Origin of the sequence: Paenibacillus sp. FSL H7-0918 (genome assembly GCF_038007025.1) — a bacterium.
In the GTDB taxonomy this organism is placed as follows: domain Bacteria; phylum Bacillota; class Bacilli; order Paenibacillales; family Paenibacillaceae; genus Paenibacillus_AQ; species Paenibacillus_AQ odorifer.
In genome coordinates, this window is sequence record NZ_JBBOWJ010000004.1 from 502,990 (window position 1) to 525,758 (window position 22,769).

The 22,769-nt window shown below is 43.4% G+C and carries 14 protein-coding genes; 5 read left to right on the plus strand and 9 right to left on the minus strand.

Going from position 1 to position 22,769, the window contains the following annotated elements:
• Positions 1–9 precede the first annotated feature (9 nt).
• From MHI15_RS27250 to MHI15_RS27275, 6 genes are all read right to left on the minus strand, one after another.
• Positions 10–1,131 (minus strand): glycoside hydrolase family 88/105 protein, encoded by a 1,122-nt coding sequence (locus MHI15_RS27250; protein ID WP_076218531.1) that lies wholly within the window; start codon positions 1,129–1,131, stop codon positions 10–12.
• Positions 1,132–1,281: 150 nt separating this feature from the next.
• Positions 1,282–2,385, minus strand: coding sequence for a glycoside hydrolase family 88/105 protein (locus tag MHI15_RS27255; RefSeq protein WP_341165122.1), 1,104 nt, complete (start codon positions 2,383–2,385; stop codon positions 1,282–1,284).
• Between the two features lie 40 nt (positions 2,386–2,425).
• The gene (locus tag MHI15_RS27260; protein ID WP_036679255.1) at positions 2,426–3,301 is read right to left on the minus strand and encodes a carbohydrate ABC transporter permease; all 876 of its coding nucleotides are present in this window, start codon (positions 3,299–3,301) and stop codon (positions 2,426–2,428) included.
• A 21-nt stretch (positions 3,302–3,322) separates the two neighbouring features.
• Complete coding sequence (locus tag MHI15_RS27265) at positions 3,323–4,297, minus strand: ABC transporter permease (RefSeq protein WP_036679252.1); 975 nt, start codon at positions 4,295–4,297, stop codon at positions 3,323–3,325.
• 133 nt (positions 4,298–4,430) lie between these two features.
• Positions 4,431–5,987 carry an extracellular solute-binding protein gene (locus tag MHI15_RS27270; protein WP_076191234.1) on the minus strand — a complete coding sequence of 519 codons (1,557 nt, stop codon included), beginning with the start codon at positions 5,985–5,987 and terminating at the stop codon, positions 4,431–4,433.
• Positions 5,988–6,176: 189 nt separating this feature from the next.
• Positions 6,177–7,694, minus strand: a complete 1,518-nt coding sequence (locus tag MHI15_RS27275; RefSeq protein ID WP_341165123.1) for an extracellular solute-binding protein — start codon at positions 7,692–7,694, stop codon at positions 6,177–6,179.
• A gap of 180 nt (positions 7,695–7,874) precedes the next feature.
• Between MHI15_RS27275 and MHI15_RS27280 the strand changes: the two genes are divergently transcribed.
• From MHI15_RS27280 to MHI15_RS27300, 5 genes are all read left to right on the plus strand, one after another.
• Complete coding sequence (locus MHI15_RS27280) at positions 7,875–10,220, plus strand: helix-turn-helix domain-containing protein (RefSeq protein WP_076218529.1); 2,346 nt, start codon at positions 7,875–7,877, stop codon at positions 10,218–10,220.
• 111 nt (positions 10,221–10,331) lie between these two features.
• Positions 10,332–11,786, plus strand: a complete 1,455-nt coding sequence (locus tag MHI15_RS27285) for a GDSL-type esterase/lipase family protein (RefSeq protein WP_341165124.1) — start codon at positions 10,332–10,334, stop codon at positions 11,784–11,786.
• Positions 11,787–11,799: 13 nt separating this feature from the next.
• The gene (locus tag MHI15_RS27290) at positions 11,800–12,900 is read left to right on the plus strand and encodes a mandelate racemase/muconate lactonizing enzyme family protein (protein ID WP_341165125.1); all 1,101 of its coding nucleotides are present in this window, start codon (positions 11,800–11,802) and stop codon (positions 12,898–12,900) included.
• Positions 12,901–12,917: 17 nt separating this feature from the next.
• Positions 12,918–13,760 carry a sugar phosphate isomerase/epimerase family protein gene (locus MHI15_RS27295; protein WP_248549303.1) on the plus strand — a complete coding sequence of 281 codons (843 nt, stop codon included), beginning with the start codon at positions 12,918–12,920 and terminating at the stop codon, positions 13,758–13,760.
• 152 nt (positions 13,761–13,912) lie between these two features.
• On the plus strand, positions 13,913–15,073 hold the full coding sequence (locus tag MHI15_RS27300) for a glycosyltransferase family 4 protein (RefSeq protein ID WP_076304401.1): 1,161 nt from the start codon (positions 13,913–13,915) through the stop codon (positions 15,071–15,073).
• Here MHI15_RS27300 and MHI15_RS27305 read toward each other — a convergent pair.
• The 3 genes from MHI15_RS27305 to MHI15_RS27315 all read right to left on the minus strand — a co-directional run bounded on the left by MHI15_RS27305 (position 15,045) and on the right by MHI15_RS27315 (position 22,756).
• The gene (locus MHI15_RS27305) at positions 15,045–15,509 is read right to left on the minus strand and encodes a DUF2269 family protein (RefSeq protein WP_232061246.1); all 465 of its coding nucleotides are present in this window, start codon (positions 15,507–15,509) and stop codon (positions 15,045–15,047) included. The genes MHI15_RS27300 and MHI15_RS27305 overlap by 29 nt on opposite strands.
• Positions 15,510–15,658: 149 nt before the next feature.
• Positions 15,659–21,847, minus strand: coding sequence for a rhamnogalacturonan lyase family protein (locus MHI15_RS27310; protein WP_341165126.1), 6,189 nt, complete (start codon positions 21,845–21,847; stop codon positions 15,659–15,661).
• A gap of 360 nt (positions 21,848–22,207) precedes the next feature.
• Positions 22,208–22,756 (minus strand): GNAT family N-acetyltransferase, encoded by a 549-nt coding sequence (locus MHI15_RS27315; RefSeq protein WP_341165127.1) that lies wholly within the window; start codon positions 22,754–22,756, stop codon positions 22,208–22,210.
• Positions 22,757–22,769: the final 13 nt, after the last annotated feature.

A 22,769-nucleotide genomic window follows, 5' to 3' on the forward strand; every position in this document is an offset into this window, starting at 1 on the left:
TGTTCTATATCAGATCCAGCCTCTTAATTGTTCATATTCCACACAAGCCTGTAGGAAAGCACCCACACCTTTTTGGTCGTTAGTGACAATAGGCTCGCTAATGTAATAAGCGAAAGTACCGTCACGTTGGTCCACTCCACCTAATCCGGCTACTTGGCAATTCTTATTTAAATTGACCCATTCTTCTTTGGTTTCTAGTACAAACTCCGAGATAAGTCCTTGTTGAGCCAGATCTAATGTTTCGTACCATCCAGCGTTTAACACGCCTAATCGGATACCTTTAGCCATGGCATACACGATCATACTTGAAGCAGAGGCCTCAAGATAATTTCCTTTGCGTTCCCCTAGATTCATCACTTGATACCAGACCCCGGATTCCTTATCCTGATATGTCTTCACCGCAGTTAAGGTATCATTTAGTATTCGTACCAGCTCTGGATAATCTGAGTGCTCACTAGGCAGCAATTCCAGAACATCAACTAAAGCCATGAGATACCAGCCAAGTGAACGGGCCCAAAAGTTAGGCGAAAGTCCTGTTTCAGGGTCGCACCAAGGTTGAATACGCTGCTCATCCCATGCATGATATAGCAGACCTGTTACCGGATCTTTCGTATGCTTCTCACACAAGATAAATTGTTTGGTTACATCCTCAAGTCCCTGCCCTTCTTCAAAAGCTAGCAAGTAGGCTAAATAAAAAGGAGCGCCCATATAAAGTCCATCTAACCAAATCTGATAGGGATATATATTTTTATGCCAAAAAGCACCTTCCGAGGTTCGCGGATGGGTCTCAAGTTGCTTTCTAAGTAAAGCAGCCGCTTTTTTGTATTTTTCTTGCTTCGTTTCTTTATATAGAGTCAATAATAATTTTCCGTTGTTAATATGATCGATATTATACTCCTCTAGGTGGTAGCCCTTGACACTGCCATCTTCCTGAATAAAGTAGTCCATATTATCTTGAATGAACTGCAGATACTTCGAATCACCGGTCTGCTTCCAAAGCCATTCAAAACCGTTCAATACCACGCCATAATCGTAGGTCCAGCTTCCTTTGTAGCCTTTATCTTCATAAAGCTTCGGTGTCCGCGCCATAATAGAGTCTGCCGTTTGAATTGCCCACTGTGATTTCTTCATCCCAACCCCCAAAATATTTATAAATTTAAGAGCTCAAAAACTAAAAATAGGTTCAGCCGATTTAAGGATTCTTTGCACATAAAATAATACGACTTGATTCTCCGAAATCTCAGAGAATCAAGTCATTGTTTAGTAAGGATACGGAGCGATTCACTCTTGAAGCATTGACTGTATTTCAACACAAGCCATCACCAATGCGCCCACACCATGCAGATCATTTTTAACCTTAGGCCGAGTCACGTAACTCTCGTAATCTCCAGCTGAGGTACCGATACAAATGTCCGGCAGAACTAATCGGTTATGCTCATCCCACTGGATTACTTTGGTTAACCCTTCATATCCTTTTTTAGCGGCAGCTGTAGCGATAGTCACATCACTTACAACGCCATGCTTCACGGCTTTGGCAATCGTATAGACGAACAAACATGACCCTGAAGTCTCCAGCCAATTATCTGGCTCATGTCCCTTATCTACGACTTGATACCAAAGTCCACTTTTTTGATCTTGGTAACGAATAAGTGCATCCACAAAATCTCTCAGCGTAGTAGAAAGCTCTGTCCGGGCTGAATCATGGGAAGGTAACAGATCCAGAAATTGCGATAAGGCGAGACCATACCATCCTAATGATCGGCTCCAGAACTCCGGTGAACAACCCGTCTCCGGATTCGACCAAGGCATCCGCCGGCTCTCATCCCAGGCATGGTATAACAAACCCGTTGTCTCATCCTTCATATGCTTGCGCATTAACATTTCCTGATGAAGGACCGTTTCACGCAAGCTTGGTTCATCGTAGACATTCGCATATTTCAAGGAGAATACGCCTGCCATATAAAGTCCATCCAACCACATTTGGTTGGCGTACTTATCCTTGTGCCAATACCCGCCCTCAGAGGTTTTATTTAGTGTGAGCAGTAAATTCCTTAGCTTCTCTGCTGCAATACGATACTTTAGTTTGCCTGTCCGTTCATAAAGAGTGAATAGTAGCTGTCCTGCTTGAACCGCATCCAGCTCATCACGTGCAAAATAAAAGTTCCCGTATTCATCCACCAAATCATCTACATATTCCTGAATATAGTTGATATAACGGTCTTCTTGATAAGCATTCCACAAAAGCTCCATGCCACACAGAAATACACCCTGATGATAGTGCCATCGATGCACGGGGGGAAGCTCTCCCGCCCTGTAAGTATCCATTAGTGAATCGCAAGCTTTTTTTGCCCACTCTATCGGCGTTGTAGGTATCTGTACAGTCATCTCGAAGCTCCTCCCCTAAGTATAGTCTCTCTCTTTCTTGCTAGCCCTTCATAGAACCCAACATGGCACCTTTGGCAAAATGCTTTTGCAGGAACGGATACACACAAACTATTGGTAAGGTAGCTACAACGATAACAGCCATTTTAATTGATTGATCTGGCGGTGGAACAGCAGCATCCAGTGTAGCGCTGTGATCCATACCGCTGGCAAGGACGACAATTTGTCTGAGCAGAACCTGTATTGGCCATTTCGCACTATCATTCAAATACAGAATCGCATTCATGTAGGTATTCCAATACGTTACCGCATAGAACAATCCGATAGTCGCTAACGCAGGTAAGGATAGTGGCAATACAATCCGAAATAATATTCCAAAATCATTACAACCATCAATTTTGGCCGATTCCTCCAAACCTTCAGGTATATTTTGGAAAAAGTTTCTCAAAATGATCATATTAAAGGCACTAATCGCTGACGGTAGAATCAGTGAGGCGTACGTGTCAATTAGTCCTAATTCCTTCACCACGAGGAACGTTGGAATCATCCCACCATGAAAAAGCATGGTGAACACAACCATGAAGTTAACCACTTTACGACCATCCAGATCTTTTCTGGTAAGAGCGTAGGCCATCAAAGAAGTTATAAACAAACTAAAAATAGAACCAATTGCCGTGACACCAATGGAAACACCCATGGCTTTAAATATTGTATTCGTCGAAAAGATGAACTTGTACGCTTCCAGACTCCATACCTTTGGAATCAGTACAAATTTGCTAGAAGCTAGTTCTGCACTCGTTGTGAAAGAGCCTGCTACAACGTGAACAAGGGGAAGCACAGTAATTAAAGCAATGATCGCAAGCAGCGTAAAGTTTATAGCAGAAAAGATTCTACCACTGATTGTTTTATCTTCTACCATTTCGATTCCTCCCACAAAATATCAATAAACGCCTTCTTCTCCCATTTTCTTGGATAATTTATTCACCATCATCACCATTACAAAGCCTACAATCGATTTAAAGAATCCAATAGCTGTACTGTAACTAAACTGGCCCTGTCTCAAACCAGCAGTATATACATACGTATCGATAATTTCCGCAACTTCTCGATTCATGGAGTTAAGTAGCAGATATACATGTTCAAATCCAAGATCAAGAACGGAACCAATTTTCAGAATAAATAATGTAATAATTACGCCTCTAATCGCTGGAAGAGTGATATGCCAGACTTGTCTAAGTCTTCCAGCTCCGTCCATACGCGATGCTTCATAAAGCCCTGGGTCAATCGCAGCTATGGAAGCTAGATAAATAATCGTTCCCCAACCTGCTTCTCTCCAAATCACCTGAATAATATACATGGGCCTGAACCACCCTGGATTAAGCAGGAAATTGATTGGTTCAAAGCCAAAATAGACAAGCAGCTCGTTGATAATCCCTCCATCCATCGTGACCATTACATAAGAAATGGAGACGATGATAACCAATGACAGAAAATGGGGCAAATAGAAGATCGTCTGAAAGGTTCTTTTGAAAAAGCTGCCTTGAAGTTCATTTAACATCAGGGCAAGAATAATCGGCATCGGGAAATAGATAAGAATATTTAATCCGAAAAGAATAAGTGTGTTCACTAATATATTTAAGAAATCCGGCTCTGTGAACAACCTGCTGAAATGCTTCATCCCTACCCAGTCACTACCGTTGATCCCTTGATAGGGTTTGTAATCCTGAAATGAGATAATTAATCCGTACATTGGAAGATATTTAAAAATCAAAAAATACAGTACTCCCGGAGTTAGCATGACGTAGAGCCATTTATTTCTCCACAGCCGCTTTTTCAGTTCGCTGCTGCTTTTATAAATTTCAGGCTTAGGATTCATTTGAGGAGCTGAGCTGGGCTGTGCGGTGACTTCCTGCATGATATTCTTCCTTTCTCCTTCTTTATTCAAACACGATATTTCTGAACCCAGTGAGGAATAGAAAAGGTTGTTGAAACAAGATCAACAACCTTTTCAGCTACAATTTGTCGCTTAACTATTCGAGTACGGGTTACTATTTTTTGTATAAGGCGTTGTATTCTTCAATAATCTTATCTCCACCACGGCTCTTCCAGTTCTCTACTTCCTTCTCAAATCCAGCCTTGTCAATCTGACCATAAATATATTTATAGGTTGCATCTGTAATAATCTGTTGAAGCTCTACGCCTTTTTCTGTATAGGTAGCCGAATCCATAGCAGCTGTTGGATCCGCTACACCAACTTTGACATTCTCAAGAACCAATTGATCTGCATGAATTCTTCCTGGCAGCGTGTTATAGTTCTCGTACATTCCATTGGTTTCAGCTTCGCCGATAACACTGTCCTTATATCCCTTTACTTCACGTTCAATCAATTCTTTGTCGTCAGTAGCTTTTGCTTTACCGTCTTCAACGGTATAGTGAGTACCTTCAATTCCCCAATACATCAAATTAGCTACTTCTGGGGTCATCATTTGATCAAAGAAAGCAAGAATCTTCTTCAGCTCTGCCTCATCCTTGACAGCAGATTTCGGGAACAAGACAACATTGTTATAGCCTGGAATCATCCATTGAGCATATTTTCCATCTGGACTTGCAACCATACTATGCGCATCCAAAACAGCGTCAGGGTTATTCTTAATAGTATCTTTATTGAGGGAATCAATATCTTGCATGGAGCCCCCAATATAGAGTCCACCCTTTCCTGCCTTAAACATATTTACTGCATCCGTTTTACTGGTGGCAGCGAAATCTTGATTAATGTATCCGCCATCACGAGCTTTTTTGAAAAAATCCATTGTGTCGAAATATTCATCGAAGGTAAATTCAGGCGCTAATTTGCCATCCTTCTCACCCCAGGTATTCGGTGTTCCGAACCAAGACGAAACAGTTTTGAAAGCTCCATAGGTCAACTCATTACGGTCAATAATACCGGTAGTATCTTTCTTTCCATTACCGTCTGGATCTTGTTCTGTGAAGGCTTTAGCCATTTCAAATAATTCATCTACATTAGCTGGTGCAGCAAGTCCTAATTTATCTGCCCAGTCTTTGCGGTAAATGATCCCTTGGCGTGCAAGTGGACGCCCGATATATAGGGTATAAAGCTTGTCATCTACTTTCGTGTTATTAAGAATTTCTGGTTTCAATTTGCTCAAATTCGGAAATTCGCTTAATAGTGGACCGATTTCCCAGAATTGTCCGTCTTTTATCGCTTCTTTCATCTGAATGAAGGTTGTCTGATTCTTCAAATATGTTACTTGCGGCAATGAACCCGTTGCAAAAGATGAATTCAGTTTTTCTTCATAAGTATCAGCCGGAAAAAATTGATAAGTCAGCTTCGTGTTGGTCAATTTCTCAAGTTCATTCTTAATCGTATCAGGCGGAGTCTCTGATGTATTCAATGGAAGCATGATTTTGATTTCTGTAGGTTCCTCTTTAGGTGCTTCAGTCTCTTCCACCTTCGTAGTGTTCTCTGCACTTGTAGTTGGGGCTGCTGCTTCTTCTTTGTTATTGTTGTTACCACCGCATCCAGCTAACAATGTGCTGAATGTTAACAGTGCTGTTAACAACATGGTGAAGGATTTCTTCTTCATACCATTTTGACCTCCATAATTTGTATTGGTTACGAGTTCCACGTTACATCGTCGGCAAGGTTACGAAAACAATCATTTCCCCATAACGGCGCGTTCTGAAAGGGATCTGAGCAAATGATTATCGGGATATCGCAGCACAAAAAAAATCCACCGCATTATCCGCAGTGGATCAAAACCTTTTTAACCTATTTACTTTTCTGTCCCAAACTCAGCCTCAGCATATTCCTTAATAATAAGATTGCCTCCACGAGCTCTCCATTTCTCAACCTCTTGCTGGAATCCCTCGACGGTAATGTTACCTAATATATAGTTATATGTAGCATCCACAATGATTGTAGATAATTCCATATTCTTCTCATCAAAAGTAGATGAGCTCAGAGAAACTGTCGGGTCATCAACCAGAAAAGATTCATTATCTTTACTCAGCTGATCTGCTAGAGAGGTTAATTGCTCCTTCTGAGCCACTTCCATAATGTTTTTATTACTAATGTCCGCAATCATTAAAGCATATAGCGGATTCACTTCCTGTACCCGCAGTTGTGAGGTTTCCTCGGGAAGGATAATTTTGCCGCCTTCAAGCTTATAATGCCGCCCCTCAAAGCCATACATCATTATATTGGCTACATCTTTATCCATGGTCCGATCAAAAAATCCAAGCACCTGCCGAAGCTCCTCCTCTGTGGCAATGGACTTTTTGGAAAAGAGATACAGTCCGTTGTAATTGGGGATAGACCACACTTTATATCCATCAGGCCCCTCGATACGATTGATCAGCGTAAGTTCAGCCTTTGGATTGTATGCTTGAGCTTCAATTGACAACCGCTGCACATCAGTCATGCTGCCAATAAACACACCAGCGATACCGTTAATGAATTTATCGCGTTGAACCTCTTTACTGGTAAGAGCAAAGTCCTGATTTATGATTTTTTCATCATATAATTTCTTCATAAAATTCATTGTGTTCATATACTCCGCTGTTACGAATTCCGGAACAAATTGATGATTCTCTAGCTTCCAATTATTTGGTGTGCCAAAATAAGAGCTTAGTGTCTTAAATACACCATAAACAAGATCATTACGATCGACTAATCCAAGGGTATCTTGTTTGCCATTCTGATCCGGATCGTTATATGTAAATTGCCTCATTACTTCATATAGGTCATCTAAGGTCTGTGGATTGCTTAAATGAAGAGTGTCCAGCCAATCCTTACGTATTATGACACCCTGTCTGGAGGAAGGGCGTTCTGTATACAGGCCGTAGATCTTACCATCAACAGCTGTCTGCTTAAGAATAGCGGGGTCCAGTGCTTTAAGATTGGGGAACTCCTGAAGATATGGGCCGATCTCCCAAAATGCTTCAGAACGGATGGCGTTTTTCACCAGATTATAGTCTGAGAACTTCACAAAGGTGACTTTTCCCAAGGAATTAGTGGTCAACGCTGTGTTCATTTTATCGGTATAAACACCCTCAGGCACCCACGTGATATCAAGCTCCACCCCTGTTAATCTTTCAATCTCAGCCATAATCTTTTTTGAAGGCTGCTGTGGAAAATGAAGGGGTGCCAAGATGGAGATGCTCGGGCGAGCTTCTTGCAGTACAGAACCAGCTGACTTTCCATCACTGCAAGCGCTTAACATAGGGAAAACAAGCATGAAAAATAAGCAGCAACAAAACGTTGCCCTTCTACACATAAATTGTCTAAACATTTCTACAGCCTCCTAAGGTATTGTAAGGATTTTCACCCTACAGCTTGAAGATTTTCCATTTTGTAGTCATAATTAGGGTTAATGATTATTGCAGAACGAGATGATTATTGTTATTTTCCACCAGGTTTCATACACTAAGAACAAGTGTCTACTTCTACATAAGTAAAGGTGCTGAGTCCCGTGAGACCATTAAGCTTTTTAAGTAAATTAACGATTTTTGCCTTTGTAATTAGCACGTTGCCGGTGATATTCATCGGTTCTTTTTCCTATTTCACATCATCTAATGAGATCCAAAAGAACGTAAACAACAGTAAAATGGAACTTATATTACAAATCACCTCAAATGTAGAACATAAGTTAACAACTGTCAATCAAACATTAAACCAAGTGATCAACTCTAGTGTATTAAAAAAAGCACTAAATAACCCTTTAAATGAAACCGATTTCATTTTATATAATGATTTAAGAAACGAAATCCGCAATATGCAATCCTTCGATACGAAACTTGAGGATGTCATCCTGCTCAATCAGCAGCAGAACTGGATGATCAAAAATTCAGGCGTCTACCGTCTGAATGAATACAAAAACCACGCGCAACTCTCTAATCTAATGAATATAGCTGACGATACTTCATGGATTTTGAATCCATCGTCCTTATTTTATAGCGAGGAGAGCATTAACGTCACTGGCTGCAATTACAGCATCAGTCTTATCAAAAAGCTTCCCACCAATAAGCTGCAAAAATATGGGCTTGCCCTAGCTAATATTCCGGTCTGCAGTCTTCAGGATTTCATTAATTCAGATGTGCAGCCACTCGATGACATTATCGTTCTGGATCAAGCTGGCCGTTTCCTGCTCCACCCGGATACCAGCTTAATCGGAAAACCTAAAGAGCAAGGCGGATTTAAAGAAGTCCCTTTAATCTCTGATCCTTCTAAACAATCCGGACAGTTCAAGACTGTGATCAACAAAAAGAATTACTCCGTCACTTTCATGCGTTCTCAGTTAAATGGCTGGGTTTATCTATCGGTTACTTCCATGGAAAGCTTGACGAAGGAGTCCAATAAAATTGGTATGTTTACGATAATCGTGTGTACCTTTATGCTCTTGTTCTCCATTCTTCTGGCCTGGATCGGCTCCAGGCGTATGTACACCCCTATCGAAAGACTGCTTAATCAGATGGGCCAACGCAAACCGGATATTAAATCGAGACATCGCAATGAATTTCAGATTATAGGAGAACAAGTTCATTCTTTGTTCCAATCCAAATCACAGCTGGAAAAAGAAGTCCGGCAACACTTTCAGCAGGTTCGTACGTTTTTTCTGATCAATGCCTTCCACGGCAATGTTAAGAAACGTGATTTGCTCGAAGAATTAGGGCAATTCGGCTACCAAACCCAGCTTGAAGAATGGAAAACCATGGCAGTAATTACGTTGTCTATTGATTATGCCGAGGATTCCAGCTATGAGAAAAAAGATCTCAGCCTCTTATTGTTCGCTGCCCACAATATGATCGAAGAATTAATCTGTCCTGAACAACGGCTGGCTCCAGTGATCATGGACCATGCGGTAGTCGTATTATTGGGCAGTCCAGACTGCGATACCCAGTCTTTTCATAAGACACTGTATTCGTTAACGGAGAAGCTGCAGCAAGAAATAAATAATTATCTAAAGGTGCAGGTGAGTATCGGGCTGAGCCTGCCCTTCAACGCCTTCGATAAACTAGCCATCGCCTACAGAGAAGGTCTTGAAGCACTGAAGCATCGCATTAAGCTTGGCAAAGGCGTTATTATTCAATATGAGAACATTAACTCCGGCAAACATTATCTGAACTTGAACTACCCTACGCATAAAGAAAACGATCTAATGGATGCGATCAAGCTGGCTGAAACGGATAAAGCCAAGGAACTGATTCATTTGCTTTTTAAATCTATCTTTGCCCTTGAGCTTTCACCACAGGAATATCAAATCCCGTTGACCCGCTTACTCAATAACTTGCTCATTATGATGCAGGAATCGGGTATTAGCTTAAATCAGATCTATCATGCTAATGGCTCTATTTTTGAGGAATTACATGACCTTCATACCGTGGCTGAGATTGAGGATTGGTTCTGGAGCATGGTCATTTACCCGATGATCAAAATTTTTATCAGCAGGCAAAATGCCCAATACCAAAACATCTCTGAGAAAATCATTGATCTGATCCAACATGAATATGATACGGATCTAACCTTGGAAGAATGCGCTTCTCGACTGCATTACAACGCCAACTATATCAGCAGTGTCTTCCGTAAGGAGACCCAATACTATTTCAGCGAATATTTAACGATGTACCGATTTAAAATGGCAAAAAAATGGCTGCAGGAAACCGATATGCCGATCAAAGATATCGCAGCCAAATTAAGATACAACAATTCTCAGAATTTCATTCGATCTTTCCGTAAACAGGAAGGGATGACCCCTGGACAGTACCGGGATAACAATACAGGCGCTAAATCCAAACCAACATTTGACGAATCTATGTAAAAATCACAAAATAATCGTTCAAGGCCGAATCTAAAAAAAAAAGAGTCTCTCTTTTTTTCGGAAAATATGTTAACGTGTGCATATAACCATTTAGGGAGGAATTTGAACGCAATGTTGAACTTTCGTCTAAATACTAACCGTGTAGAACAAGATACGATTTCTCAGGAAACCTCACTACTCACCCTCTATCCGCTCGAGACGGATCACCCCCGTCCTTTTATATTGGTATTGCCTGGTGGAGGTTATCAGCACTTAGCCAAACATGAAGGAGAACCTGTGGCTCAATGGCTAAACAGTCTAGGTATTCATGCAGGTGTACTAGATTATCAGGTCGGAGATTTCAACGTCTCTTCTTTGTTAAATGATGTTGAGGAAGCTCTCAAATGGATTAGGGAAGCACCCAAAGCTTGGAATGTGATCTCAGACAAAGTAGGGATGATTGGATTCTCGGCAGGAGGACACTTAGCTTCTATCTTTTCTACCACTAGAGCAGAGAAACCAAACCTTCTTCTATTAGGTTACCCTGTAATCACTTTCCAAGAGCCCCATTCGCACAAGGGAAGCCGGCTACATTTTCTTGGAGACGACCCATCACAAGCGGAGCTTGACTCCTTTTCCTCAGAAGCCCAGGTGGATTCACTCACACCTCCAACCTTTATCTGGACAACAGCGAACGATGCCAGCGTTCCCGTGGAGAATAGTCTGTTGTTCGCCTCTGCCCTGTCTAATCAGGGAATTCCTTTTGAATTACATATCTTTGAAGAAGGACGGCATGGTTTAGGGCTTGCAAAAGAACACCCTCATTGCCAGCAATGGCTTTCCCTTGCTGAGAATTGGTTAAGGGAACGCCAATACGTTAAAGGAGAAGAAGACCTTATGAGACAACAACTATTTATTGCAGGCGATTCCACTGCGGCCATTAAAGGCGCTGGAGAAAAACCTATGACCGGCTGGGGAGAATACCTGCAAAGTTATTTTCGGACTTCTATTCAAATCCAGAATCGTGCAATTAATGGTCGAAGCACCAAATCGTTCATAACAGACGGCCGCCTCGATGCTATCAGAAAAGACTTCCAACCCGGCGACTACCTGTTTATTCAATTTGGACATAACGATGAGAAAAAAGATGATCCATTACGTTACACCGATCCTGAAACCGAATATCGCCAAAATCTCATTCAATATATAGATGCTGCTAGGCAGCTAGGGGGGACTCCGGTTCTGTTAACCTCTGTAAGTCGCCGCCGCTTTAACGCCGATGGAGAGCTGGACCCGTTTGCTGTAGGTGCTTATCCCGAGGTAATGAGACAAGTGGCTGAAGAAACGCACACTCCGCTACTTGATATTTTCCCAGCCTCGCAAGCGCTCTATCGTTCATTAGGCGAAGAGGAATCCAAGAAGTTATTCATGCATTTGCCAGCGAAAACACATCCCAATTACCCAAATGGGGTTACGGATGATACTCATTTCTCAGATGAAGGTGCCCGGGAAATTGCTAAACTTGTGGTTCAAGCTCTTAAACAAAATACAGCCTCATCTCTATCAAACTTACAACAACTTTTATAAGGAGTGATCAAAGATGTCTCTAATTAAAGAAGTTATTACGGAGTACTATCGTATCCCTTTGCCAGAAATCATGGAGGATGCTAAACATGGCTTGCATACTCATTTTGAAGTTCCCATTGTCAAAATTAGAACGGATGACGGTCGTGAAGGTGTAGGTTATACCTATACTGGCGGATTTGGCGGCAAAGCGATCTGCTCACTAATTGCTAATGAATTAACACATATCTTAGTTGGCAAAGACGCCAGCTGTGTGGAAAGTATCTGGGAGCAGATGAACTGGGGAATACATTATGTTGCTCGCGGGGGCTTGGCTAGCTTCGCCATTGCGGCATGTGACATTGCGTTATGGGATTTACGTGCAAAGAAAGCAGATGAACCTCTCTACAAACTTCTGGGTGGCGCAAGCAATGAGGTCAAATGTTATGGTGGAGCGATTGATTTAAACTTCCCATTAGAAAAGCTCCTGCGCAACAATCAAAAATACTTAGATATGGGCCTCCAGGCTGTCAAAATTAAACTAGGCCAAAAAACATTAGCTGAAGATGTGGAACGAGTGGCTGCGGTACGCCAATTGGTCGGCCCGGATGTAGCCTTTATGGTCGATGCCAATATGAGCTGGAGTGTGGAAAAAGCGATAAAAGCCGCACGTGAATTTTTGAAATACGACATTCTCTTTTTAGAAGAACCAACGATTCCGGAAGATTATGCCGGCTATGCACGGATTGCTGAAGAAACAGGAATGGCCGTTGCAGGCGGAGAGAACTTGCGCACATTAACCGAATTCCATCACATGCTGCAATATGGTCATGTTGATTTTCCTCAACCTGATGCTTCCAATATAGGCGGAATTACGGGCTGGTTAAAGGTAGCTCACTTAACACAAGCCTATAACCTTTGCGTTTCCACACATGGAATGCAGGAATTGCACGTTAGTTTGTTAGCAGCTATGCCAAATGCAGGTTATCTCGAAATGCATAGCTTCCCTATCGATCAATACACTACACGTCCGCTAGTGATTAATAAAGACAATGGGATGGCAGTTGCGCCAGAAGTAACGGGCACTGGTGTTACCTTTGACTGGGACAAATTAGCACCTCACAAACAACAATACTAATAGGAGCGATCGGTCATATGAGCATTCCCCTTCAACTAGGTGTTCGAGCACATGATTTCACACAAGTTCCATTGCAAGAGTTAATTGAGAAGATTAAGTCCTATCATTTCACTCATATCCAGTTCGCACTTAAGAAATCTTTTCCTGATAGTGCCCCTAGCCTGACGGCTATAAGCCCTGGAACAGCCAGCTATTATGGCAATGCCTTTAGACAGGCAGGTATTCAGATTGCGGTTCTGGGCTGCTATGTAAATATTGTAGACACCGATCCTCACAAACGGGCGCAAGCGTTAGCCGCATTTAATACCCATCTGCGCTTGGCCCGGGATTTCGGCGCTAGTCTGGTAGGTACGGAAACCGGAAGTGTGGGACTTGGGTATACCACAGATAATTTTACAGAAGAAGCCTTCCAAGAGGTGGTGGCATCAGTTAAGGCCATGGTGGCGGAGGCCGAACGTTTTGGTGTGACGGTAGGAATCGAAGCAGGACTTCATCATCCGCTGTACACCTCGCCCTTAACCCGCCGACTTCTGGATGAAGTCCCTTCTAACAATCTTCAGGTCATATTGGATTGCGCAAATCTAATGTCGCCTACAAATTACTTGCATCAAGAAGCTATTATTACGGAGGCTTTGAAGCTTCTAGGAAATCGAATTGCTGTCATTCATTTAAAAGACTTTATCGTCCAAGAAGGAGCCATAAAAATAGTCCCTGTAGGTCAAGGGTGGCTAGAGTTTGAGCCGATCCTTCGTTATATGAAATATGAACGTCCTCATATTCAAGGAATCCTGGAAAGCACTCCTGAGTCACATTTAGGAGAAAGCATTACCTTTTTGCAACAGATATACGAATCCTTGTAGGGCTTCATCCCATTAAAACTAATAAATCCACTGCACACCTCTTTATCTTACCTGGTGCAGTGGATTTTTATATTCTGTTTAACATCCGTTTGACCTCCATCAAATAATCGCCTGTTATGATCAGGGCATCAAGAGTACCTGGGAGGGGTTCCATGCGTCTTGCTTTATTCACGGACACATTTCTTCCGCAAACCAACGGAGTTTCACGTACGCTTCAACGATTAACCACCCATTTGAAAGAGCGCGGTATTGAACATCTGCTTTTCTCACCAAAATCTGCTCCTGAAGACAGTTATGCCGATCCCATACGTCCCATTACCAGCATCCCCTTTTTCTTATACCCTGAATGTAGACTCGCACTGCCCAATATGTCCTCTATCCAATCAGAGCTGAAAGCTTTTCGTCCCGATCTGCTTCATATGGCAACTCCGTTCAATATCGGTCTCTGCGGCCTTCGTTATGCGCGCAAACATGATCTGCCCCATGTCGCCTCCTATCATACCCATTTTGACCGTTATCTTGAATATTACCGGATGAAAAAAATCGCTCCGCTCTATTGGAAATACATGAAGTGGTTTCACCGCTCCTGTGATGCCACCTTTGCACCATCCTACGAAACCCTCGATTCCCTCCAAGCTCAAGGCTTTCATCGCCTGAAGCTATGGTCCAGAGGCATCGACTGCCAGCAGTATACCCCCAAAAAACGCAGCCATGAGGTCCGTGAGCGCTACGGAATTACCGCACCGTTACTGCTTCTATATGTGGGAAGAATCGCCCCTGAAAAAGATATACAGACGCTTGCTCTCGCCATGCAGCAATTGCCCGAATCTACGCAATCTCAGGTTCATTGGCTGGTCGTTGGAGACGGTCCCCTTCTGCCGGAAATGCGGGCACAGGCGCCGCATAATGTCACGTTTACAGGCTATAAACATGGTGACGAGCTTGCCCAATTATATGCCTCCGCAGATCTGTTCATCTTCCCTTCCAGTACAGAAACCTTCGGTAATGTTGTCTTAGAGGCTATGGCCTCAGGACTGCCTGTCCTCGCAGTAAATGAAGGTGGGGTGAAGGATCTGGTCACACCCGGCCGCACAGGAATGATTGTCGAGCCCCGCTGCCCGGATGCTTTTATTCGTGAGATTTGTGCATATGTAGAGCACCCTCAAAAGCTAGCTGCTATGGGGCATGAAGGCCGACAGCTGGCACTCGGCCGCTCTTGGGAGAATATTTTTGATGGACTCATCCGCGATTATGAAGAGATCATTGAGAATAGGCGTTATGATCTTATACCGGCTTTACTACCATTAATATAATAATGACGATAGTAAGTACATGAACTGCCGCTTCTAGCGGAGCGATCTTGTTCATAGCGGTAGTGTAACCATCAGGAATTTCTTCCCCTTCGCTGGTCATTACGAGCTGGGTTAGCTTTTTCAATCGGGGCTCAACCATTCCAATAATAATCACTTCGATCACGATAAAAAATAATAACGACAGATTTAACCACAACACCGACAAGCCCATTTTATCTATGATCATTAACAAAATACCTGTAACGATCAGGGTGATCCCACCTGTCTTAGGGAATCTGTTTATTTTCTTCATAAGACCAAATACAAAACGAAGCTGACTACCTGTCTTGGCTGAGCTTGTCAGTATTGGCAGCACAAAAGCTGGTCCAATTCCCACTATGGATGCTATAACATGTATAACTACCACAAGCTTTGAGATCATATGCGTCAAATCCATATTTACAATCCCCCCTATCATTCGTTGTTTAGATTCATATGAGGCTGTTAGGAGAATTAGTCTTGCAGAATCCTTTAAACCTTAGATAATCTAAAAAAAGCGCCTAGCCGGATATTACCGACTTAGGCGCTTTTTCAACAAATATTCAGTTATTTTACCGTAACTTTCATGATCGCACTCTCATTTACCCCTTGATCATTCAACAGCTCAGCCCGGTATTCATAGACGCCTGGAGAACGGTTAGTAATAGAAGTAGAAGCCGTTTGTGCGTTTGGGGTGTCCGCTGTTAAAGTCTGAGTATCGATCAGTATTCCGTTCTCATACAAGCGATACTCTTTGCCGTTCATCCCCCACCATAAATTCATAGTCACTTTATACTCTCCATCACCATCCCAGTTGTCATTGGACAACACCGGCTTAGCTGGTGCAGCATCCTTCACGATAACCACATGAGCAGCAGACACCGTTGTGCCAAAAGAATTGGTCAGCTCAGCCGTATAGGTGTAGGTTCCGTTTTCTTTTCCGGTAATATTAGTCACTGCAGTCTGTGCAGCTGGGGAATCATCACGTAAGGTTTGCGTGTCGATTAAGGCACCGTTCTCATATAGCTTGTAGACCGTACCATTATTGCCCCACCACATATTCATTGTGATTTGGTAATCCCCGTCCAAAAGTCCTGTATCCTGCCCATTATTATTGGATAGAACCCATTGCCCCGGAACACCTGTAGCCTTCTGAGGTCCACTTACGAACACAATCACTTGTTCTGTCGTCGAAAGTCCAGCGTTATTAATGGCTGTTGCGATGAACGTATGCGCTCCCGCAAGCCCTGTGAGTGGAATCTCATCTCCATAAACGACAGGTTTACCATCAAAAGTAATATCCAGACTGCGAATACCAGACTCTGGATCTTCCGCTACGACCTGCACCTTCAATACATCCGTTTCACTCATTTGAGCAGAAGGTAAACCAGAAATCGTAGGTGGTGTAGTATCTTCAGTTTCTCCCGGTGAGCCTACATATTGAATTTTTGGAGCCGCTGGTTGTTCCATCCCTTCACCAAGAAAGAATCCAGGGTGCGGAGGTTGATTATAGCCTACATTTTGCCAAGCTACTGCCAGGCGGTAGATCGGATCATGCATCAATGTGCGAATACGATAATCTGTCATATCCGTTGTTGTGTAGATCCGTAGTTCAGAACTGTCCGTTGCCCGCCAGATCACTTCTTCACGCCAATCCCCGAACAGATCTGCCTGCAAGCTTGGATTCGCCTTGGTGCCATTATTTGAAGAAGCACCTACAGCCGTCAATAAGTTAACCGTTGTCTGATTGGTATAGTCCCACTTATCCACTCGATTCGCATCCAGTAATTCACGTAAAAGATCACCATCCCACCAAATACCAAAATTCGTGGAGGAAGGCAGTTTTTTAGTGATTAGTTCCCCTTGCGCACTGTATAGGCCCGTAACAGGTATATGCTCCTCATTGGTGATCGTTGCAGCCCATACCTCTTCGCCAGCATATCGCGGATCAATATCTGCTGACATTCCCCGTCCAGTATCAATCCCCGTGAATACACCCCATAATATTTCTCCTGTAGCTGCATCACGCATTTCAATCCCATACTTCGAATCGGTATGCTCATGAACATCAAAGACTTCCAGCCCGGGTCTGGTAGGATCAAGGTCTCCGAAATGAATTGCATCACCATGGCCAAGCTTTGTATTATACAGCGGCAATCCGTCATCGTCGATTGCCATCGCGCCGAAGGTTATTTCGTCCTTGCCGTCGCCGTCCACATCTCCTACAGAAAGATTGTGGTTTCCTTGACCAACGTAGTCTCCATATCCTTCATCATTAGAATCGAAACGCCATACTTTCTCGAGCTTGCCCTCGCGATAATTGTAAGCTGCAAGTACGGTTCTAGTATAATAACCGCGGCTAAAAATCACGCTTGGCTGCTCGCCGTCTAAATAAGCTACAGCTGCCAAAAAGCGGTCTACACGGTTACCATAGGTATCCCCCCAAGCGCCAACATCTCCACGTGGCGGATCATAATCAACGGTATCCAATGCCCGGCCTGTTGCCCCTTCGAACACCGTTAAATATTCATTGCCCAGCAGCACATAACCCGAACTGTTACGATAGTCTGCACTGGCTTTGCCGATGACTTTTCCTTGACCATCCACTGTGCCATCTGCCGTCTTGATCATAATTTCGGCACGTCCATCACTATCCAGATCATATACCAGGAATGGAGAATAGTGTGCGCCGGCACGAATATTAGGCCCTAAATTAATCCGCCATAAGCGAGTTCCATCTAATTTATAAGCGTCCATATAGACAAGTCCAGTATACCCAGCTTGAGAGTTATCCTTGCTGTTCGAAGGTGACCACAGCATGATGATTTCATATACACCATCACCGTCCAAATCACCTACACTTGCATCTCCCGCACTATACGTATACGGTTGACCATCCTTGGTGTAATCATCTGCTGGCTTTTGCAAAGGGATCGATAGATATTGCTTCTGCCATACGCTGAATGGTTCCGAAGCAGATTTCTCGACTCCATTGATTACTGATGTGATTCTATATTTGGCATCCTCCGTGCCTTTAGGATCGAGATAGTTCGTGTTTTGAGTAATCAACGAATCATTAAGTTTCTTATCGCCACGATACAGATTGAATCCTATCGTTTCCGGATCCAGACCTAACATCCGCCAGCTGATATAAACACCCTCATCTGTCTTAACCGCTACAGGCGCACGATCCAGCGCCTCCATCTTCCGGTATAATGTTGTCACCGCTGAGGTTTCCAACGTAGCGGATAGATCAGAGATGCCGCCTGCATTTACCGAGGCTACTTTGTAATAGTAAGGAATGGTAGTCAGAACGGTCGTGTCTGTGTACGAAGCTTCGAATGATTTGCCGATCAGGATGAACTCACTGTCTGCGGATTTCGCACGATAAATGTTGAACATCCGTGCATCCGGTACCTCATTCCAAGTAAAGGTCACATCATTTTTGTTCGTAGATTGTACAGCTAGACCACTAGGTACGGCTGCTTTTGCTACGGAGGGGTCAATCATAGACACTTTTAGCGCATTGGAGCCTACGGATTCCAGTCCCGTGCTGTCGACCGAAGTTACCGTATAGATATATTCCATACCAATATCCGCAGTGGTATCTGTGTAGAGCGGCTCTGTTGTTTCGCCCAGCAGCTCTGCACTATTCGCAACCGTAGCCTGACGATATACACGGTATTTCAGCGCACCCTCCATACTATCCCAAGAAAGATTAGCAGTGATAGGCTCACTGTTTAAATCCAGGCTACCCAGTTTCAGATTCGTTGGGGCTAATAATAACGGTGTGATCTCCAGCCCATTGAGATGAGCGGTTGTGCCACTAAAGACAAGATTCATCTGCCCGTCTTTGACAGCAATCTGGTTATACAGCTTCTCAGCTATATTTTCCTTACCTGAGGAGACTGTTCCGTAATCTTTGCCTTCAATGGCTACATTCGTCTTGGCAGATCCAATCCAATCTCCTGTATAGGTCTTAACAGAGTAATAACCATTGGGTAAATCAACTTTGAATTCATACGATCCTCCAAAATAAATCACAAAATCTCTGCGCAGATCGTCCGTCGCATTTCCCCGATCCCGATCAATCATCCCTGCACTCGAGGTCAAACCATATCCACGTTCTGGGGTATACAGGACATTCACATTCACTTCCGTATAACCCGCAGCAACGGGTGAACCAACAGGTCCAAAATCATAACGATACTGAGCGGATTTCGTAGTCAGCTTCACTTCATCTGAAGGCTCAGACTCTCCTAGCCCGTTCACTGCAGTCACTCTTACCGAGTAGCTTTGACCTTCAACCAACCCGTTTAATGTCAATGAAGGGACAGTTGAAGTTCCCGCTAATGTATAAGCAGATTCGGCTTCTGCCGCTAGCTTACGATAGATTTTATAGATATCTGTACCTTCTACTTTATTCCATTTCAGTACTGCACCTGCATTACTGATACTCCCAGCTACAAGACCTTCAGGCTTCACAGGCACCGTTTCCGGCTGTTTGATGTCCTGCACAAAGCTGGAGAGTGGAATATTTAATTCCCCTATTCCTTTGGCCAGCAGACGGGCCATTTGAATGGCTCCGTACTCTTGAAAGTGAGTATCGTCTGTCGAGCCATTTGGGAAAGCACCATATATCCCTGCATCGAGGTGAAGGAATACAGAGCGTGTAGCTGCAAAACCGATAGAATTGTAAAAAGCTACACTGAGTGCGCTAAGATCGACCAAATCAACATCAAGTTCACTTGCTACCTCTTTCATAGCCTGCACATATTCTGGAAAGCTCACATTGAATTTTTCGCTCGCAGCATTATAATCTCTGCGCCCCATGGGGGTCACCAGAATCGGAGTTGCTCCTCTTTGCCTAGCTCCATTGACAAATGTTTTTAAATAAACTTTGTAATCGGCTGGAGAAGCATATCGGTCTGGAACGCTAATCGTTGCGTCATTATGACCAAACTGGATCAGGAAATAATCACCCGGTTGGATCTTACGCAGCACTTCATCCAGCCTTCCCTCGACAATAAATGACTTAGAGCTGCGGCCTCCGATAGCGTGATTCTTAAACGTTACTTCCTCACTAAAGAAATCAGGAATCATTTGTCCCCAGCCTGCTTGTGGTATCCAATAAGGATCATAAGTCTGCACGGTTGAATCACCCGCAATATAAACCGTTGGCAATTCATTAGCAGGACGGTCTGGCTGCTTAGTAATCACCAGTGCATTGATATTTGGCTTAGTGCCAGAGAACACCAAGTTCATTTGTCCATCCACCAAAGCGATGTCAAAGCTCATTTCCAAATACTGGCCTGCTGTTTTGCTCGTCTGTTGAACTTTTTGAATGGATTCGACTTTGATGCCAATCTCTGTATCTCCGGCGCTGTCACCAGCGATAAGTGACACTGTATAATCGCCATTCGGTAAATCTACATTAAAAGTTGCATCCTTAGGGACCACAAAATCTGATCGCAAAGGATCTGAGGCTCCTCGGTCTACCCCAGTTACTTTCGATATATCTGTAAATCCATATTTAACCTCAGAGGAATAAGATACCCCTGCATCTACCTTAAGATAACCTTCAGCCACAGCACCCGGACCAAAATCAAAGGAATAAACATCCCCTTCTGGCAAAGTTCCAGGAGGCGTATACACGGCGCTTTCCACCTTGTTAGATAGCTCTGATTCGCCTTGGTCATTGGCTGCCTTCACCCCATAATATTGCTGTTTTGAGGTGTCCGCTGAGGCATCCGTAAATGTCGTCTTCTCTGACTGACCAATCTCATGGAATGTTCCATCTGCTGAATCAGACCTTAAGATCGTATAGCGGCTAGCTCCAGCCACACTGTTCCAACTCAGTTGAACAGAACTTACACCGACACTGACAATTGAAAGACCGGTTGGTGCTGCGGGAACCTCTACCCCCGGAATTTTGTCTACGGTCACAGATGCGCTCAAAGCAGACTCCTCACCCTTTCCATTTACAGCTGACACATTGTAAATGTAACCACTGCCTTCATTTACATCTGAATCCACGTAGCTGTTAGCAGCAGCTTGACCTATGGCTTGAAGGCTTCCACTAGGAAGAACCGTTCGATAAATATTGTAATAGACTGCTTCGGTCACGCTGCTCCACCCTAGAGATACCTCAGTGGGAGTGATATTATGAACCACTAATCCCTCAGGGGCTTTCAATGGACCTGGTACAATCTGCTGAATAATTAGTCCATTTAAATATCCGCCAACCCCTGTACCCGTAATGCCGACGGTCAGTTGACCATCTTGAACAGTCGTCCGGTAGGTAGCTTGATTTACAGCTTGCTTGCTGCTTATCGACCCAGCCGTGCTACCTTCCAAAGTAATCGTAGTTTTGGTTGTACTTGTACCCGCTAGTAAATCTCCTGAGTATACAGTCACATCGTAATCCCCATTAGGAAGATCCACCAAAAAAGAATAGGACAGTCCCAAAACAAAATCGTTGGTCATATCATCTCCACCCGAGCGATTCCTCGAAGCAACCGCCTGATCTAAACCATACCCTAGCTCATTCGTATATAATTCAGATTCATGCACGCCTGTATAACCACTCATAACAGGACTTGTTGCTGTTCCAAAATCATATTGCAAGGTTATTGGGCCTGAAGCTGCACTGGCCTGTTGCCCCCCAAATGTTGTAGATGGAAGTATTGATGAACAAATGAAGATCCACGACAATAACACCATAAATATTTTATTTCCAAGTTTATTCCTCTTCATCTTCCGTGCTTCACCCGCTTTCTTATGATTGAAAGAACTTAGTACGCATCTAGCCCCGTTGTAGTAAACGCTTACAATAAGCTTCGTTGTCATTCGTTCTTCAAATATAAGTTCACTTCGTGCGCGTATCCCCTCCTCTTTGCTCAGGAAGCTGGATGGTAGATGATTCCAGTTTCACTCATATCCAACACGATACTACCACCTAAGTGTCACTCTGAACATTTAAAAAACAGATTTTATCATACACTAAACCGTTCAATTTCTTCGCCTATAGTTATAAAAACCTACGATTTGGGAAGAAGTTAGGACAGAAGAATCAGTGAGGGGACACCCGCTTTTGAGATTACGACAACAGTTTTGCTATTCCTTCATCCTTAACCATTCGCTTCTGAGCAATCCATAGGAATAAGTATCATGCCAGATTGGCTCTCCATTACTATCGTATTTAAAATAACCCGTCTGCAAAAAATGTCCTTCTCGACGAAGCTTCAATCGTTCGAGCAGTTTCCATGAGTGTGTATTTTCGGGATCACAGTTCGCAATCACACGTCTCATTTTCAGATTATCAAAGCCATAGTTTAACAATTGATTACAAGCCTCTGTAGCATACCCGCTTCCCTGAAAATCAGGGTTAAAAACATATCCAAATTCCCAAACGCCAAAAACCTTTGGTTCGCTCGCTTGAAAATATAAGTTGCCGATCATTTTTGTCGTAGATTTAAGACAGACTGCCCAAAAAGCACGGTCCGATGACCGTCTGAGCGCCTCAGTGCGAGATTCATCTGCATTAAACACGGAATAGGGCTCATATTTCACAACACTTTCTTGCGACAAATATTCATGAAGGTCTTTCCAATCCTCTGCTGAGAACCTTCTAATCCATAAACGTTCGGTTTCCATAATTTCCATCAGAACAACACTT

What these genes read in the sequence shown, in the direction of transcription:
- MHI15_RS27290 (WP_341165125.1), top strand. Translation starts at nt 11,800, where the DNA reads ATGTCTCTAATTAAAGAAGTTATTACGGAGTACTATCGTATCCCTTTG.
- MHI15_RS27305 (WP_232061246.1), bottom strand. Translation starts at nt 15,509, where the DNA reads ATGGATTTGACGCATATGATCTCAAAGCTTGTGGTAGTTATACATGTT.
- MHI15_RS27250 (WP_076218531.1), bottom strand. Translation starts at nt 1,131, where the DNA reads ATGAAGAAATCACAGTGGGCAATTCAAACGGCAGACTCTATTATGGCG.
- MHI15_RS27270 (WP_076191234.1), bottom strand. Translation starts at nt 5,987, where the DNA reads ATGAAGAAGAAATCCTTCACCATGTTGTTAACAGCACTGTTAACATTC.
- MHI15_RS27315 (WP_341165127.1), bottom strand. Translation starts at nt 22,756, where the DNA reads ATGGAAATTATGGAAACCGAACGTTTATGGATTAGAAGGTTCTCAGCA.
- MHI15_RS27275 (WP_341165123.1), bottom strand. Translation starts at nt 7,694, where the DNA reads ATGTTTAGACAATTTATGTGTAGAAGGGCAACGTTTTGTTGCTGCTTA.
- MHI15_RS27260 (WP_036679255.1), bottom strand. Translation starts at nt 3,301, where the DNA reads ATGGTAGAAGATAAAACAATCAGTGGTAGAATCTTTTCTGCTATAAAC.
- MHI15_RS27300 (WP_076304401.1), top strand. Translation starts at nt 13,913, where the DNA reads ATGCGTCTTGCTTTATTCACGGACACATTTCTTCCGCAAACCAACGGA.
- MHI15_RS27265 (WP_036679252.1), bottom strand. Translation starts at nt 4,297, where the DNA reads ATGCAGGAAGTCACCGCACAGCCCAGCTCAGCTCCTCAAATGAATCCT.
- MHI15_RS27255 (WP_341165122.1), bottom strand. Translation starts at nt 2,385, where the DNA reads ATGACTGTACAGATACCTACAACGCCGATAGAGTGGGCAAAAAAAGCT.
- MHI15_RS27295 (WP_248549303.1), top strand. Translation starts at nt 12,918, where the DNA reads ATGAGCATTCCCCTTCAACTAGGTGTTCGAGCACATGATTTCACACAA.
- MHI15_RS27310 (WP_341165126.1), bottom strand. Translation starts at nt 21,847, where the DNA reads ATGAAGAGGAATAAACTTGGAAATAAAATATTTATGGTGTTATTGTCG.
- MHI15_RS27285 (WP_341165124.1), top strand. Translation starts at nt 10,332, where the DNA reads ATGTTGAACTTTCGTCTAAATACTAACCGTGTAGAACAAGATACGATT.